Here is a 15,514-nt window from a genome sequence, read left to right on the forward strand (position 1 = left end):
CACCCCGCCGGCGCACCGCGGCCGACGCGCGCCTCGGCGCCGGGCGAGGATCCATGGGGTCGCCCGCCCCTCGTCTCAGCCTCCGCCGAGTCCGTCGAGCGAAGGCAAGAGGGTGAACACGATCTCTTCGATCTCGCGGCCGAGTCCGGGGGCGAAGTCGACGTTGCGCGACATCTCGGTGAATCCCACCTTGGTGAGCACGGCGATCGAGCCGGTGTTGTGCGCGGCGGCGCGAGCGAAGAGCGGCCTGATCGGCTCCCGCGAGATCAGCAGCCGCAGCGCCGCGGTCGCCACGCCCCGGCCCCAGGCGTGGCGGGCGATCCAGTAGGTGACCTCGCGGTCGCCGTCGACGGTGAACGCGGCGATCGTGCCCGCGAACCCGCCGTTCTCGGTGACGACGAACGACTGCACGTCGGGGTCGGCGCGGTGACGGGCCATCCAGGAATCGAACGCGGTGCGGTCGTCCGGATCCTGCGCGGTGAACGCGGCCATCTCGATGGCCCCGCGATCGCGCATCATCTCGAAGATCGCGTCGAGGTCGTCGTCGTCCAGAGCGCGCAGCTCGATGTGGTTCACGAGTCCACGCTAGCGACGGCATCCGTCACTCAGAAGGTGCCGGCGTGCCGGGTCGACTCCGCGAAGTCAGGTGAGGCCGTGGATGCGGCGGAGCAGCGCCTCGGCGCGCTCGCCGTCGCGCGCACGGAACGCCTCGCGGAACTCCTCATAGGCGGCTGTGCGGCCGAGCGGGCATTCGATGATCGGCTGCCAGCCCACCATGTCGCGCCGGATCGCGATCTCGTACTCGCGGATGAACTGCAGGAGCGCCGCGTTGCCGCTGGCACGGGTCACGACGCCGAAGAACGCATGACTGGCCGTTGCCAGTGCCGTGGCGTCGTCGGCGCGCGACGCGGCGATGACGTCTTCCAGCTGCGCCAGAGCGAGCTCGATCGCCTCGGCGTCGGCCCGTGCCGCGACCATCCGCACCGCGATGCCCATGTTGTAGCCGACGAGTTCGATGGTGTCGCTCTGCCGGCGCGGCTGCGAGACGCGCGTGTAGCGGTGAGGTGAGACCTCCACCAGCCCCACCCGTTCGAGTCGCTGCAGTGCTTCGCGCACGGGCGTGCGCGAGACCCCGAGCCGTTCGGCCAGCTCGTGGTCGCGCAGTCGCTCCCCCGGCGCGAGCCTGCCATCGAGGATCGCCTCGCCCAGGCGCACGTACACCTCGTCTCCGAGGACGGCGCGGCTCGGCTCGAGCGGGACGAAGGGGGCAGTCATGAGTGGCACCAGTGTACGCCGGAGGATTCAGGCGCATACACCCCCGCTGACCGCGAGAATCACGGGCGTCTGCAGGCTCGCCGCACGCGCCGGGTCGCGGCATCCGGCTCTCGCTCTTGCGCTGATATATCGGTACGATGAATGCGTCCACGCTTCGGCGTGGCCTATCCGGGGGGATCCGTCGACGCCCGGGCTTCGAGCTCTGCTCAGCCCGGGCGGACGATGGGCCGGGCTCGCTCATCGGCTGCATGCAACATTTGTGTCACCATCCGAATTGGGTCTCGCCGCGCGCGTGCCTCTTCACTACGTTGGAGTCAACCGCCGCAATCGCGGGGGGATCAACGAAGAACGGCAAGTAATGAGCACGCAGGGCACCGTCAAGTGGTTCAACTCGGAGAAGGGCTTCGGCTTCATCGCTCCCGATGAAGGCGGCGCGGACGTCTTCGCGCACTACAGCGCGATCGAGTCGAGCGGCTACCGCTCGCTCGAAGAGAATCAGCGCGTCGAGTTCGAGATCGCGCAGGGACCCAAGGGTCTCCAGGCCGAGAACATCCGCCCGATCTGATCGGCGGATCGATCGCGTCATGCGATCGAAGCCGCGGTGTCCTGCTCTCCGGAGCGGATGCCGCGGCTTCGTCATGCCCGGCCGCGCGATGCGATCGCAACGGTCCCGGCTCAGTCGCGGTCGCCGCGGACCAGTTCCATCCCGGCCCCGGCGAACTGGCGCAGTGTCGCGTCGGGCAGGAACGCCCGCGTCAGCGCTCCGCCGATCCGCGTGAGGTCGCTCTCGTCGCGGAAGAGCAGGTACATCGTCTCGTAGCGGGGATGGAACTTCTCCTTGAACCGGTGCAGCGACTGGAACCCGTAGACCGGCTCGAGCGCGTCGGCCAGCCGTTCGCTGAGCGCCGCGATCATCCCCGCATCGGCGGGATAGTCGTGGGCGAGCGGCGCGCCCGACAGCGACATGACCTCGGTGCCCTCCTCGGAGAACTGCCTCGCCGACGACCCGATCAGGTACTCCATCACCGGGCCGAAGCCTCCCTCGCGGCGGCGCATGAGGTCGAGCGTCCAGCCGCGCACGCGGCCTTCTGCGCCGTACACCGGCAACCACGACAGGAACCCGTCGACGTCGCCGTTGGGCGCGATGGCCAGGGCGAGGCGCACCTCCGGATCCTCGGCCTCGACGAGGGTGCCGAGAGTGAAGCCCATCTCGGGCAGCCCCTTGTCGCCGACCCACATCTCCGAGATCGCACGCAGCTGCTGCTGCACGCCCCACGACTCGTCCTTGAGGTGGGTCATGCGGAACGTCATGTCTTCGCGCCCGGCGCGATTGAGCGACGAGCGCACCGAGTTCCACCGCTTGCCGGTGAACTCGAGCCCTGGAAGGTCGACGATCGTGTCGTCGGCGACGACGAGAGCGCGCCATGACGACGGCACCGCAGCCCGGGTGGCCGCGTCGGCGCTGAAGAAGCAGGGGACGAGGCCGGCACGCTCGGCATCGTGGATGAACTCCTGAACGGATGCCGCGCGCGACGCGGCAGGACCGAGCGGGTCGGCGAGGGCCAGGGCCACGCCCGCCCGCCGCTGATAGACGACGATGCCCCCGGCGGTGCGGGCGTAGCTGTTGCCCTCCCAGGTGCTCATCCACGAGAGCGTGCCGCCGCCGTCGGTGCGCAGCATCCGTTTCACATCATCGACCGTCGGCGCCGGCTGGCGGCCGATCACCGACCTGCGGCGGGCACGGAACGCGCGGCGCACCAGGATCAGGTAGACGAACATCAGGAGCCACATCGCGCCGCTCGCCAGGGCGAGCTCGGTCTCGCCGTCGATGGTCGCCTCGACACGGGCCTCGCTCGCCAGCACGATGGCCGCGACGATGAGCAGCGCGAACAGCACGTTGACGACGGCGAGGATCACCGCCACGACCCAGGTCCAGCGCCTGCCACGGCGCAGGCCGTTGGCCACGATCAGGATCACCACGGTGTCGATGGCGAAGTCGACGAAGCCGCCGGACGCCGGCTCGGTCGGACCGAACGGGCCGTCGGTCGGGACGAGGATCGTGACGACCTGGATCGCGCCGAGGACGAGCACCGCGATGAAGGCGATGAGCCGCTGCTCGCGGATCGTGGTGCGCTGGATGCGCAGAGACCGGTCGACGAACAGCACGAGCAGCACGGCGAGCAGGTGCTCCAGGTCGGCGAGGGTGCCCCAGAAGAGCATCGCGACGAAGACGAAGCCGAGCAGCACCAGCCACGCGCGCACGCGCCAGGGGCTGCGAAACAGCCCCACCGCCGCGGCGATGCACGCCATGGTGCCGCCCGAGGCTCCGACGTCGAGCGCCGCCGCCTGCGCCGCGGCCCACGGCCACGGGAACTGCGAGAAGGCCCACAGGAACAGTGCCGTCGCGAAGATCGCGAACAGCTGGCCGACCCAGTAGTAGGCGAGCGCGATCCGCGTGCCCCGTCGTACCTCGAGGTAGGCCATGCCGACGAAGCCCGTGATCGTGAAGAGGTACACCCACGGCTGGTTGACGAAGAAGGTGCCCGTCACCGGGGTCCACCAGCGACCCGCCTCGAAGGCCGGCAGTCCGTAGGCGACGACGTCGTAGAGCCCGGAGTCCTCGAACGGCCGCCACAGCCCCTGCCACACCACGCCGGCGATGACGATCAGCGCGATCATCGTCAGCGTTCCGGGCATGCGCCGGAGGACCGCGAGCACGCGGTGGGATCTCTGAGTCGCCCCGTCGCTCATGCGTTCACGATAGCGGCGGGTCTTCTGAGGCCCGGTGCGGCAGGCGGCTGGAGGCGTTTCGTCTCGATCGCCGGCGCTCCCTCGCTCAACGACCGCGACCTGTGTCCGGTCGTTGAGCGAGCGAGGAACGGGCGAGACGAAACGCTCGCCGGCGCGGACGGGGCTCAGTGGCCGGGCGCGAGGCGGGCGTAGTCCGCGAGGGCCTTCGCGTCCTCGGCGTCGCGCAGCGCGCGGCGGGCGGCGTCGAGGGCCGTCACGGGGTCCTCGGCCTGTCGCGCGGCGGCGAGCTCGCGCTGGGCGGACAGCAGGCGCGACCTCGCATCGGCCCCGGCACGGGAACGCGAGACGGATGCCTCGGCCTGCGCGAGCGCGCCACGCGCCGCCGCGACGGTGCCGGGCAGGGCGGTGCGAGCGCCGCGGAGGCGCTGCTGCGCGGTCCGGGCGTCGCCGAGGGCGAGGTCGAGGCGTCCGCGCAGGCGCGCGATGGCGTCGACCGTCCGGGTCGGGCGGCGCGCGGCATCCGTCTCGATACGGTCCAGTTCCTGCGCAACGGCGTGCAGCTCCGCCCCGAGGCGCTCGGCATCGGGCGCGTCGAGGTGCTCCCGCGTCACGGCGGCCTGGCGGAGGGCGTTGCGGGCAGCCGCGATCTCGTCGGGGACCGCCTGTGCGGCCTGCAGCACGAGGCGGTGCGCCTCTTCGAGGTTGCGCGCGTCGGCCTCGGCCTGGCGCAGCGCCCGCTCGGCCGCGGCGAGGTCGGGGAGCGCGCTGAGCGAGGGATCGTCGGTGCGGGCCGCGGCGGCGTCCAGGTGGCGCTGGGCGACGGCGACCTGCGAGAGTGCGGCGTGCGCGGACTGCGAGGCGTCGCGCCACTCGTCCTCGGCGAATCGCGACGACAGCTCTGCGACGAGCGCGGCCGGATCGCCCATCGTGGCGTGCAGCGAGGCCAGTCGTCGGCGCGCGGCATCGATCTGACCGGCGGCCGACACGTTCGCGGTCACCCAGGCGCCGTGCTCGCGGCGCGCGGCCGCCACGGCCGCCAGCGCCTCGCGGGCATGCCGGTCGATACCCGCCGAGACGCGGCGCACCTGGTCGGGTGCGACCGCGGCGTCGCTGATCGCCCGGTACTGCTCGAAGGCGTCATCGCGCACGTGCTGCGCGGTGAGGCGCGCGCGCCGCAGCGACGGCGGCGCATCGCCGCCGTAGAGCGCGCCGGACAGGCCGACTTCGAGGTCTAGCTCGCCGACCTCGTCGTCCAGCTGCACGAGGGTCGCTCCCGCCTTCGACCGGGCCTGCTCCGCCGCAGCGCGGGCGCGAGGAGAGCGTCGCGCGCGTCGCACCGCCCAGACGATGACGGCGACGGCGATCGCCGCCACGCCGAACACGATCACGGCCGGCACCAGCCACCCGAGGATCGCGGCGGCGAGCTCAGGCATCGGCGACGCCCACAGGCTCGTCGGCCGCGGCCGCGGCCGCTCGCCCGTCCCGCTCTGCGCTCTCGGCGCGCGGCGCTTCGTGCGCGCCGCCGGCGTCCGCGCCCGCCGGCTCCCCGAACAGGAGCAGTCGTCGGAGCTGGTCGGCGTCGTCGACGACCGCCTGTGCACCTTCCGCCTCGTGGGGCCAGCTGAAGCCCCAGCGCACGAAGATGACGGGCACGCCCTGGGCGGCACCGCCGTCGACGTCGTGGTGGCGGTCGCCGACGAGCACCGGACGGCTCGTGTCGACGCCCGCGGCGGCAAGCCGGCGCAGCGCTTCCGCCACGATGTCGGACTTGGCGCTGAGGGTCTTCTCGTCCTGGGTCGCCCCGACGATGGCCGTGAGCGAGGTCGACAGGTCGAAGTGGTCCATCAGCGCGACCACCTGCACCTCGGGCTTCGAGCTGGCCGTCGCCTGCGGGATGCCGGCGGCTGCGACATCCATGATCAGCTCGCCCATTCCGGGGAACAGCTTGGCTCCGGTCGAGTACCCGTCGATCTTGTTGAGGCCGCGGTAGAACGCGACGGCCTCGGATGCCTGCTCCGGCGTCATGCCGACGTTGACCTGGAACGACTCGTACATCGGCGGGCCGATCCAGTGGACGAGCTCCGCGCGGGTCGGCGGGCGCCTGCCGAAGTGCTCGAGGGCGATCGTGAGCCGGCGGAGGATGCCGTCGGATGCGTCGACGATCGTCCCGTCAACGTCCCACAGCACACAGGTCCACGGCGATCGGCTCGGCATGCCTCCAGCCTATTCGGAGGCGGCCGCCGCTCCGCGCCCGGCTCTGTGTCAGCGATCGCGCCGGTGCACGCGCGCCAGCCGCGCCATCATGCGCCGGAGATCGTCGAGCTCGGCGGGCGACCAGTCGGCCAGGAGGGCCGCCATGTTGGTGTCCGCCGTCGCCATGATGCGCTCGCCGATGCGGCGACCCTCGTCGGTCAGCGCCACGAGCACACCGCGGTCGTCGTCCGGAGCGGCGACGCGCACGGTGAGACCGGCCTGTACGAGCCGCCCGACGATCTTGCTCATGTTCGTCGGCGTCATGCCGAGCGCGAGCGAGAGCTCGACGGGGCGCATCGCGCCGTTGTAGGAGAGCTGGTTGACGACCAGGAACATGCCCATGTCATCGATCGGGAACGCGACCTTCGTCATCACGTCTCGCCGGACGCCCGTGCTGTCGGCCCAGTGCACGATGGACGCCAGCGACAGGCGCAGGTCGAGCGGGTCGTCGCCGATGACGGGACTCAGGTCGGCGGACGCGCCGGAATCGACGTCACCTCGAGCCATCGCTCCTCCTTGCTCTCGCGGCCGGTCCCGATGTCTTCGCGGCGCCGGGATCAGTCCTCGCGCAGCAGCCGCACCGGTCCGACGAGGCCGTAGTCGCGCACGATCGCGTGCTGCGTGCGCCCTTCCCCGGTGAGCTGCGCCCCGATGTCGGGGACGCGCTCATAGTATCCGCGGGCGCGCAGCCGGTTGTTGAGCGAGCTCGACACCCGCACCGCCACGAGGTTGTCGCCGGGACGCAGATCCTCGGTGACGTCCACCACGGGATGCGCTGTGTCGAAGCCGCGCGCGCCGGCCTCTCTCACGCGCACCGATCCGAGGCCGCCGTTGGTCGAACCGAGGTCGAGCACATACCGGGCGCCCGCAGCGAGGTCCGGCACGGTCACCGTGGCGGTGTACTCGCCGATCCCCGAGACCTCAGGACCGACGGTGTCGAGCTGCGCCCAGGGCGCGAGGTCCACCTCGCCGGCATTCATGCGCGTGATCGCGGTCGCCGGCCGCACCTCGCGCGAGACGTAGCCGAGACCGGGGTCCTCGGTGAGCACCTCCGGCTCGCCGGCATCCCAGCTCTCGACCACCAGCCGCCACACGTCCAGGCGGGCGACCTCGACGGTGGCCGGAGCGGCCGAGTCGAGGTGATCCGCCGATCGATCCAGCACCACGACGGCCACCTCTCCCGGAGCCAGGGTCAGCTCGACGATCGTGCGCTCGCCGTCGATGCGCGCGCCGCGATGGGGGCGCACCGCGCCGGTCCACGGGTCGAGGCGGTGGACCGCGCCCTCGCCGTCGAGCGCGATGCGCACCGTCGTCGGCTCCGCGGTCTCGTAGAGGAAGTGGTACGCGTACAGCACCGTGAGGTCGCCGTCCTGGCGCAGGTGGGTGAGCACGTGACTGTCGTCGTCGACGAACCGCGCGCGGCCCCCTGCGCCGAGGTCGTCCAGAGCGGCCACGACACCGGAGGGTCCGGCGACGCGGACCCCCGGCATCCGTCGCAGCTCCGCCATGATCGCGGCCAGCTCGTCGTCGCGGCCGTCGAGACCGGGAGTGGCGGTTGCCGCGCCCTCGTGCGTGCGGTGGCGACCGGCCATGAGCGACTCGAGCTCGCGCGCACCGTCGACGATCACGAGGCGCAGCCCGCGCCGCGCGCAATCGCGCAGGTGCGCCGCGACGTCGGCGTCGAGCGTGCTCTGGTAGACGATCAGGGCGCGGTAGCCCGGGCCGTCGGGCTGCACCTCCTCGCCGTCGAACGACACGTCGTCGCGGAGCAGGAGCGAGCCGTCGAAGAACTCGTACGTGATGCCGGCGTCCTGCATGCCGAGGTCCTGCCACCAGTGGTTCTGGCGGTCGCGCATCCACATCGTGCCGTACGCGACCTCGTCGGGGATCCGCTCGCCGTTCGGGCCGATGAGCGCCATGCCGATGAGGTTGTCGGTGAAGTGGTCGGTTCGCAGGACGCCGACGTCGATGCGCGGGCGGCCGCGGCGCAGCGCGTACTGCAGGCGACCGATCGCGGCGGTCCACAGCGGGTAGAACTCCGAGCCGGGCTGGCGGGTGTCGAACCGTTCCGAGAACATCGGCCACATCCCCTCGTGGCCCGGCCACTCCGTGACGCCCTCGGCGCCCGCGGGGCTCGCCCAGCCGTGCAGCACGGTCTTGGTGATGCCGGCGGCGAGCTGCGTCGCGATGATCTGGTCGTAGAACCGGTGGTCGAGCATGTGATTGCGGGTCGTGGCGCCCGTCTCGGACGAGTACTGCTTGCCGAACAGGTGCGCCGGCCCCGCCATCAACCGGTACGCATCGATCTGCGCGCCGAACTCCAGCGACTCCGTCTCGATGCCGTCGACCTCGGGGCCGGGCCGCGTCAGCTCGAACGGCAGGCCGTAGCTGATCTCGGCACGCAGGGTCATGCCGACCTCGTGCAGAAAGGCCGCGAACGGCCGCAGCATGTTCTCGATGTAGAGGTCGGTGAGGGTGCGCACGTAGTCGAAGCGCACCTTCTCGACGGTGAGCCGGTCTGCTTCGTCGGCCGGCTGATGGTGATAGACGGTCGACACCGCCATGAACGGGGCGTCGCGCGTCAGGAAGGGCAGCCACGGCACGATGTCGTACCCGCGGCGCTCGCGGAACTCGTCGGCGAGCGTGAAGCCCCAGAACATGCCGCCCACACCGTACGTCGACAGCTCGAGCGAGTCCATGTACATCTGGGCGCGCGGGTTGCGGGCGATCTCGGCACGCAGCGCGGGCGTGAGGACCACGTCGTCCCAGTAGGCGATGACCGCGTCGACGCCGTCGCGGTCGAGGTAGTTCACGGTGTAGTTGATGCTTGCCGAGGGCGACGCGGTCTGCCCGGTGCCGTGCATCCAGTACGCGAAGAGCCGCCACTCGCCCTCATCGGGAGCGGTCCAGTCGAGCGACTCGTCCTGCGCCTGCGCGGTGAGATCGACGACGGATGCCGCATCCAGTCGTCCCTCGCCGGTCACGCGCGCCGCCACCACGGCGACGAGGTTCTGCTGCCTGATCCTGCCGCGATGACCGGGCAGGGTCGTCTCGGCGATCGGGGCGTCGAGGTCGATGCGCGGGAGGGCGCCGGTGCGCGACTGACCGGCCGCGAGCGTCTCGTGCACGACATCGAGCTCCTGCGCGGCGGCACGCTGATCGGGGTCGATCGTCGGGAGGTTCGCGTTCGACCAGTTGGTGCCCGACGTGAAGCTCACCGACATGCCGCGGCGGGTGGTCTCCTCGACCACGATCTGCGAGTCGTGCACCCACTCCTCGGAGCCCCAGCCGTAGCGGGCGTGATCGATCTCGCCCTCGTCCATCGCGAGGAACTCCATGCCACCGAAGCCGAGACGGTGCGCGTCCGCGATCTCGCGCCGCAGTGTCGCATCGGTGTGCAGCCCCTCCGCCAGCCACCAACGCAGCTCCGGGCGGAATTCGATGGCGGGGTCGGCGATCTCGCGCCGGAAGTCGTCGAGCGTCATCGCGCGGCATCCATCCTGTGTGGGGAACTGTCGTCACGACAGTATGTATCGTCGCTGCGACATGACGCAAGAGCCATGCGGCACACCTGCACTCGCGGGTGTAATAGTGCACCCCTGCGTATACTCGTGCCCAGGGAGGTCGCACGGTGGCAGCGGACGCGGGGCAGGACCGGCGGATCGAGCGCTCGCGGGCGGCCGTGCTCGACGCGGCGACGACGGTGTTCCTGCGGGAGGGCTACGACGGCGCGAGCGTCGACGACATCGCCCGAGAGGCCGGCGTCGTCAAGCGCACCGTGTACAACGTCTTCGGCGACAAGGAGACGTTGTTCCGCGAGACGATCCAGCGCTCGATCGAGGTCGCGGAGCGCTTCTCTGCCGAGCTCGTCGCAGAGACCGGACGCATGCGTGATGCGAACGACGACATCCCGCGTACGGCACGCCGCCTCGCCGGCGCGGTGCTGCGCGGCCGGGTGCTCCCGCTGCGCCGGCTGCTCGTCAGTGAACTCCGCCGGTTCCCCGACCTCGCCGGCGAGTACCGGCGGCGGGCACCCGAGACGGTCATGCGCGCGCTGGCGTCGGCTCTCCAGGATCTCGCCGACGCCGGCCAGTTGCGCATCGAGTCCGCCGACGTGGCGGCCGAGCACCTCGCGTTCCTCGTCATGGGCGCCGACATGGATCGCGGCATGTTCGACGAGCGGGCGACGCCGTCCGAAGCCCGCGTGCGTGAGCGGGCGGATGCCGGTGCCGCGGCGTTCCTCCGCGCCTACGGCGTGTGATCACGCCCGACGGAGCCGCTCACGCTCGGAATCTGCGTGGGCCTAGAACAGGCGCGGGGCGCCGGACTCGATGCCCTTCATGCCCTCGTAGTCGAGGGTGACGCAGCGGATGCCGCGGTCCGCGGCGAGCACCTTTGCCTGGGGCTTGATCTCCTGGGCGGCGAACACGCCCGTGACCGGCGCGAGGTGCGGGTCGCGGCCGAGCAGTTCGAGGTAGCGGGTGAGCTGCTCGACGCCGTCGATGTCGCCGCGGCGCTTGACCTCGACGGCGATCGTGCCGCCTGCGGGATCGCGCAGCAGCAGGTCGACGGGTCCGATGGCCGTCGGGTACTCGCGGCGCACCAGGGTGACGCCGTCGCCGATGACGTCCACCTGTTCGGCGAGCAGGCGCTGCAGGTCGGCCTCTACCCCGTCCTTCCGAAGGCCCGGGTCGAGGCCGAGCTCGTGCGAGGTGTCATGCAGCACCTCGTAGATCCGCACCAGCAGGGCATCGCCGCTCTTCGCGTGCGTGACCCGCCAGTGCTCGAGCACTCCTGCCGCGGCGGATTCGGCATCCGGAATCTCGACATCCAGGCGGCACGGCGGGCTCATCCAGTTGAGCGGCTTGTACGAGCCGCCGTCGGAGTGCACCAGCAACGAGCCGTCGCCCTTGTGCACCAGCAGGCGGGTCGCGAGCGGGAGGTGGGCGTTGAGGCGTCCCGTGTAATCCACGGAGCAGCGGGCGATGACGAGGCGCACCCGAAGAGCCTAGCCCGCGGCCGCGCCGCGGTCTCGATGAGCTGATCCCGCGGTTGTCCGTCAGGACCCGACGGGCCTCGCCCGCCGACGCGTCGCCTCGGGGTGCCTTCCAGGAACCGTCGACTAGCGTGAACATGCACGGCGAAGGCGTGGCCGAGGCCCGCGCTCGCCCTCGGATGGGCTCTCGCCGGCCCATTCGCCTGCCCTGACCGGCCGCCGCCCTCTGCCGCGGCCGGCGTCTGAAGCCGCCGCTGCGGAGGAGAACCGATGAATGCACGCCGCCCCGATGCGACCGTCCACTTTCTGACGAGCACGACCGCCGAGCTCCACGTCGGCACCGATGTCGAGGAAGTCGTCGCCCCCGACAGCCTTGCGCTGCGCGACCGCGTCGTCGAGGAGATCAGGCAGCTGGCGGCCTCGACGGGCGAGCCCGCTCACGCCACCCTCGTCGAGGGGACGTCGAGCTGGCCGCTGGTCGTGCACCCCGACGGCACCTGGGCGGAGTCGCTGGATGCCCCCACCGCCGATCCGGTGCCCGCTCCCGTGTCGGCATCCGCCCCGGCGGCTGCTCCCGCGGCGCCCCCTCCCGCGGCGCCTGCTCCGGTGTCCGCAATCCCGCCCGTACCTGCGACGGCGTCGGTTCCCCCGATGCCCGCGGTGCCTGCTGCGCCTGCCGCAGCGGCCGGGGCCGCCACGTCGGCTGTACCCGCCGCGGCGGAGCGCCGCCAGCCGGCGGCATCCGTCCCCCCGCAGCGGCGCGACCCGGCGACGCTGCCGCTCCCGGATCCGCGCGAGACGTCCGCGACCGGCGCCGACCGGCGCGAGCCGGCCAAGCCGACCGTCCATGACCTGCTCGAGTCGCGCAGCGGCGTCAGCCGCACCCGCGCGACCTCGGGGTGGCAAGGAGCCGTCCGGCGGGCAACCGGCGGTCTCGTCTCGCCGGCGCCCGGCCGCGCCGAGCGCGACCGGCTCGATCGCCAGAAGCGCGTGCAGCGCCGCCTCGATGCGCCGCGCACGATCGTGGTGCTCAACCCCAAGGGCGGCGCGCACAAGACGACGAGCACGCTGCTGCTGGCGGCCACGTTCGGGACGGTGCGCGGCGGTGCGACGCTCGCGTGGGACAACAACGAGACCCGCGGCACGCTGGGCTGGCGCGCACAGAACACCCCGCACCACCGGACCGCCGTCGACCTCCTCGAAGACATCGACGAGTTCTGGAACCCGAGCGGCTCCAGCCTCGCGGCGCTCGACACGTACGTGCGCACGCAGGTCGACGCCCGCTTCGACGTGCTGGCGTCCGACGAGGATGCCGCCGCATCCTCGACGATCGACTCCGCCGCGTTCGACCGGCTCCACTCGCTCCTGCGCCGCTACTACCGACTGATGATCGTCGACACCGGCAACAACATGCGCGCCTCCAACTGGGTGGCGTCCGTCGCGGCTGCCGACCAGCTGGTGATCGTCTCCACCGTGCGGGAGGACACCGCGGCCAGCGCCGCGTGGCTGCTCGACGGGCTTCGTGAGAAGGGCTTCGGCGACAAGATCGATGACGCGGTCACCGTGCTCACCGCACCCTCGTCGCGCCCCGACCGCCGGCTCGAGGCCCGCCTCTCGCGTCACTTCGAGCAGGTGACCTCGGCGGTCGTCAACGCGCCGTTCGATCCGTCCCTGGTCGACGGCGGACCCATCGACTTCGACGCGCTGGCGCCCGAGACCCGCGACGCGTGGCTGACGGTGGCGGCCACCGTCGCGGATCGCCTCTGAGCTGACACTCGCCGGGACATCTGCGGATGCCCCGGCGTGTTCCGCCCTAGTGGTGGTGGCCGACGCCGACCTGCGAGCCGGCGATCGGCTTCGCCGCGCCCGACGCGAGCCCCGACATCACGATGAGTCCGACGATGATCCAGAGGGTCGGCAGGATCCCGATCTCGTGGCTGATCCAGCCGAGGATCGGCGGTCCGCAGAGGAACGCCAGGTAGCCGATCGTGGCGGCGGCGGAGACGGATGCCGCGGCCTTGGCCGGATCGTCGGCAGCGGCCGACATGCCCAGCGGGAAGCCCAGCGATGCTCCCGCGCCCCACAGCGCCACACCGATGAAGGCGATCGGGAGCGACGGGGCGAGGATGAACATCACGAGGCCCACGCCCGCGGTCACGGCGAGGATCCGCAGCGTCCACACTCGGCCGATGCGGTCCACGAGCGGTCCGCCGAGGATGCGGAAGACGGTCATCGCCACCGAGAAGACGGTGAGCGCGACAGCCCCGACGGCCTCGGTCTCGCCGTGTCCGTCGACCACCGCGATCGCGAGCCAGTCGTTCGCGCTGCCCTCGGCGAACGCCATGCCGAGCATGATCGCGCCGATCGCGTAGGTGCGGGGGTCGCGCCACACCGAGAGCAGCTCCGCGAAGCGTTCCCGACGGCTCGTGGTGGTCGCCGGGTCGTCGAGGACGACCTCGCGCGTCGGCACCGCGCGCAGCGAGATCAGCCCGGCGCCGAGCACCAGGACGGCCATGGCCCACAGGTGCCAGGCCACGCCGACGTTCCACGCGGCCATCGCCACGCCGATCCCCGCGCCGACGACGGTGCCGATGCTGAAGAAGGCGTGGAAGAGCGGCATGAGGGTGCGCTCGAACGCCTGCTCGACGGCCGCCGCCTCGACGTTCATCATGACGTCGGTGGAGCTCATGCCGATGCCCATGAGACCGAGGCCCACGGCGGTGATCGCGTACGACTCGAGGAACTGCACGCCGAGTCCGACGACGACCAGACCCAGTGAGAAGGCGATGACCGTCGCGACCATGCCGCGCCGGGCGCCCCAGCGCACCACGATGACGTTCGCCAGCGAGAGTCCGACGATGGAGGCGGCGCCGGAGACGAACAGCAGCACGCCGATCTGCAGATCGGTGATGCCCAGGTCGTTCTTCACCGCGGGCAGCCGCGACGCCCAGGACGCGAAGCCGAGGCCTGTCACGAAGAAGATCGTGAAGATCGCGGTGCGCCAGGCGACCAGCTGTGTCCGGGTGAGCACGGTATCCATCCCGACACTTTACCGAATCGATTCGACCGGTCATCGCCGGGGCGGCTTCGACGGGCTACGATCGACACGACATGAGCCGTCAGGATGCCGGTACCCGCCGTGCCACGATCTCGGACGTCGCCCGTGAGGCAGGCGTCTCGCCGTCGACGGCATCCGTGGTCTTCAGCGGCAAGACGCCCGTGTCGGAGGCCACCCGGCGCCGCGTGCTCGACGCCGCCGGCGCCCTGGGCTACACCGGTCCCGATCCGCGTGCCGCATCGCTGCGGCGCGGCCGCTCGGGCATCGTCGGGGTCGTGTTCGAGGAGCATCTGCGCACGGCCTTCCTCGATCCGGTGAAGACGCTGATGATGGACGGTCTCGCCGACGCGGTCACGCCCATCGGGGCCGGCCTCCTCCTGCTCCGCGACCACGAGCCCACCGGGGTCGGGCCCTCACTCACGACTGCGCCGCTCGATGCCGCGGTGCTCATCGGCTGCAGCGGGCTGCTGCGGGAGTCTCTCGAGACCGTCAAGGCACGCGGCATCCCGGTCGTCGTCATCGAAGGTGACGCGGGCGACGACGTCCCCCGCATCGGCCTCGACAACCGCGAGGCGCAGCGCCAGGCTGCCAGCCATCTGCGCACCCTCGGGCATCGCGAGGTCGCCGTCGTGGCGCTGCCGGTCCGCGCCGGCTGGGAGCGGGGCTGGATCCACGACGACACCGCGATCTCCGTCGACGTCACGCGCGGGCGGCTCGCGGGCGCACTGGACGTCTTCCCGGATGCCCGCACCTATGCCGCCGCCGGCAGCTTCATCGACGAGGGCCACGCCGCCGGACGAGAGATCTTCGCCGATCCGGATCGCCGGCCCACCGCCGTCATCGCGCAGAGCGATCTGCTCGCCGCCGGCGTCATCCGCGCGGCCGAGGAGGCGGGCCTGCGGGTGCCCGAGGACGTGAGCGTGACCGGTTTCGACGGCATCGTCGTGGACGGCCTCGCGCCGTACGAGCTGACGACGCTGGTGCAGCCCGCGGCCGACAAGGGCCGTGCCGCGGGCGCCGCTGTCGCCGCGATGCTGGAGGGTGAGCCGGCCGCCTCGATCCGCTTCACCTGCATCTTCCGCGAAGGCAACACCACGGGTCCGGTCCCGGCCGACCGCTGACCCGGCGCCCGCACCAGTGGGCCACCGCCTCGCTCTGCCACGCGGCTCGACCGGCGGCGG

At 71.7% G+C, this 15,514-nt stretch carries 13 protein-coding genes; 4 read left to right on the forward strand and 9 right to left on the reverse strand.

Annotated features, from left to right (window positions below; genetic code table 11):
* Window positions 1-75: 75 nt before the first annotated feature.
* Together NCG93_RS13390 and NCG93_RS13395 are read right to left on the reverse strand one after the other, a co-directional pair.
* Window positions 76-576 (reverse strand): GNAT family N-acetyltransferase, encoded by a 501-nt coding sequence (locus tag NCG93_RS13390; RefSeq protein ID WP_194412161.1) that lies wholly within the window; start codon window positions 574-576, stop codon window positions 76-78.
* A gap of 66 nt (window positions 577-642) precedes the next feature.
* On the reverse strand, window positions 643-1,275 hold the full coding sequence (locus tag NCG93_RS13395) for a GntR family transcriptional regulator (RefSeq protein WP_194412160.1): 633 nt from the start codon (window positions 1,273-1,275) through the stop codon (window positions 643-645).
* Between the two features lie 358 nt (window positions 1,276-1,633).
* Between NCG93_RS13395 and NCG93_RS13400 the strand changes: the two genes are divergently transcribed.
* Window positions 1,634-1,840 carry a cold-shock protein gene (locus tag NCG93_RS13400; RefSeq protein WP_137845695.1) on the forward strand — a complete coding sequence of 69 codons (207 nt, stop codon included), beginning with the start codon at window positions 1,634-1,636 and terminating at the stop codon, window positions 1,838-1,840.
* 110 nt (window positions 1,841-1,950) lie between these two features.
* Here the strand turns inward: NCG93_RS13400 and NCG93_RS13405 are convergent, their stop codons facing one another.
* The 5 genes from NCG93_RS13405 to NCG93_RS13425 all read right to left on the reverse strand — a co-directional run bounded on the left by NCG93_RS13405 (window position 1,951) and on the right by NCG93_RS13425 (window position 9,764).
* Window positions 1,951-4,026: a bifunctional lysylphosphatidylglycerol flippase/synthetase MprF gene (locus NCG93_RS13405; RefSeq protein WP_194412159.1), complete on the reverse strand. Its 2,076-nt coding sequence runs from the start codon at window positions 4,024-4,026 to the stop codon at window positions 1,951-1,953.
* Between the two features lie 164 nt (window positions 4,027-4,190).
* On the reverse strand, window positions 4,191-5,459 hold the full coding sequence (locus NCG93_RS13410; RefSeq protein ID WP_194412158.1) for a hypothetical protein: 1,269 nt from the start codon (window positions 5,457-5,459) through the stop codon (window positions 4,191-4,193).
* Window positions 5,452-6,240 (reverse strand): HAD hydrolase-like protein, encoded by a 789-nt coding sequence (locus NCG93_RS13415; protein WP_194412157.1) that lies wholly within the window; start codon window positions 6,238-6,240, stop codon window positions 5,452-5,454. Before NCG93_RS13415 ends, NCG93_RS13410 begins: the two co-directional genes overlap by 8 nt.
* Before the next feature lie 48 nt (window positions 6,241-6,288).
* The gene (locus NCG93_RS13420) at window positions 6,289-6,786 is read right to left on the reverse strand and encodes a MarR family winged helix-turn-helix transcriptional regulator (protein ID WP_194412156.1); all 498 of its coding nucleotides are present in this window, start codon (window positions 6,784-6,786) and stop codon (window positions 6,289-6,291) included.
* A gap of 50 nt (window positions 6,787-6,836) precedes the next feature.
* Window positions 6,837-9,764 (reverse strand): glycosyl hydrolase, encoded by a 2,928-nt coding sequence (locus tag NCG93_RS13425; RefSeq protein ID WP_194412155.1) that lies wholly within the window; start codon window positions 9,762-9,764, stop codon window positions 6,837-6,839.
* Between the two features lie 146 nt (window positions 9,765-9,910).
* On the opposite strand from NCG93_RS13425, the gene NCG93_RS20365 reads away from it, so the two are divergent.
* Complete coding sequence (locus tag NCG93_RS20365; RefSeq protein ID WP_194412154.1) at window positions 9,911-10,540, forward strand: TetR/AcrR family transcriptional regulator; 630 nt, start codon at window positions 9,911-9,913, stop codon at window positions 10,538-10,540.
* Window positions 10,541-10,582: 42 nt separating this feature from the next.
* Here the strand turns inward: NCG93_RS20365 and nucS are convergent, their stop codons facing one another.
* Complete coding sequence (gene nucS, locus NCG93_RS13435; protein ID WP_194412153.1) at window positions 10,583-11,278, reverse strand: endonuclease NucS; 696 nt, start codon at window positions 11,276-11,278, stop codon at window positions 10,583-10,585.
* A gap of 267 nt (window positions 11,279-11,545) precedes the next feature.
* On the opposite strand from nucS, the gene NCG93_RS13440 reads away from it, so the two are divergent.
* Window positions 11,546-13,042, forward strand: a complete 1,497-nt coding sequence (locus NCG93_RS13440; protein ID WP_194412152.1) for a MinD/ParA family ATP-binding protein — start codon at window positions 11,546-11,548, stop codon at window positions 13,040-13,042.
* A 46-nt stretch (window positions 13,043-13,088) separates the two neighbouring features.
* Here the strand turns inward: NCG93_RS13440 and NCG93_RS13445 are convergent, their stop codons facing one another.
* The gene (locus NCG93_RS13445; protein WP_194412151.1) at window positions 13,089-14,315 is read right to left on the reverse strand and encodes an MFS transporter; all 1,227 of its coding nucleotides are present in this window, start codon (window positions 14,313-14,315) and stop codon (window positions 13,089-13,091) included.
* 71 nt (window positions 14,316-14,386) lie between these two features.
* On the opposite strand from NCG93_RS13445, the gene NCG93_RS13450 reads away from it, so the two are divergent.
* Window positions 14,387-15,454 carry a LacI family DNA-binding transcriptional regulator gene (locus NCG93_RS13450; protein WP_194412150.1) on the forward strand — a complete coding sequence of 356 codons (1,068 nt, stop codon included), beginning with the start codon at window positions 14,387-14,389 and terminating at the stop codon, window positions 15,452-15,454.
* The last annotated feature ends 60 nt before the right edge of the window (window positions 15,455-15,514 follow it).

It is taken from the genome of Microbacterium yannicii, assembly GCF_024055635.1.
In the GTDB taxonomy this organism is placed as follows: Bacteria; Actinomycetota; Actinomycetes; order Actinomycetales; family Microbacteriaceae; genus Microbacterium; species Microbacterium yannicii.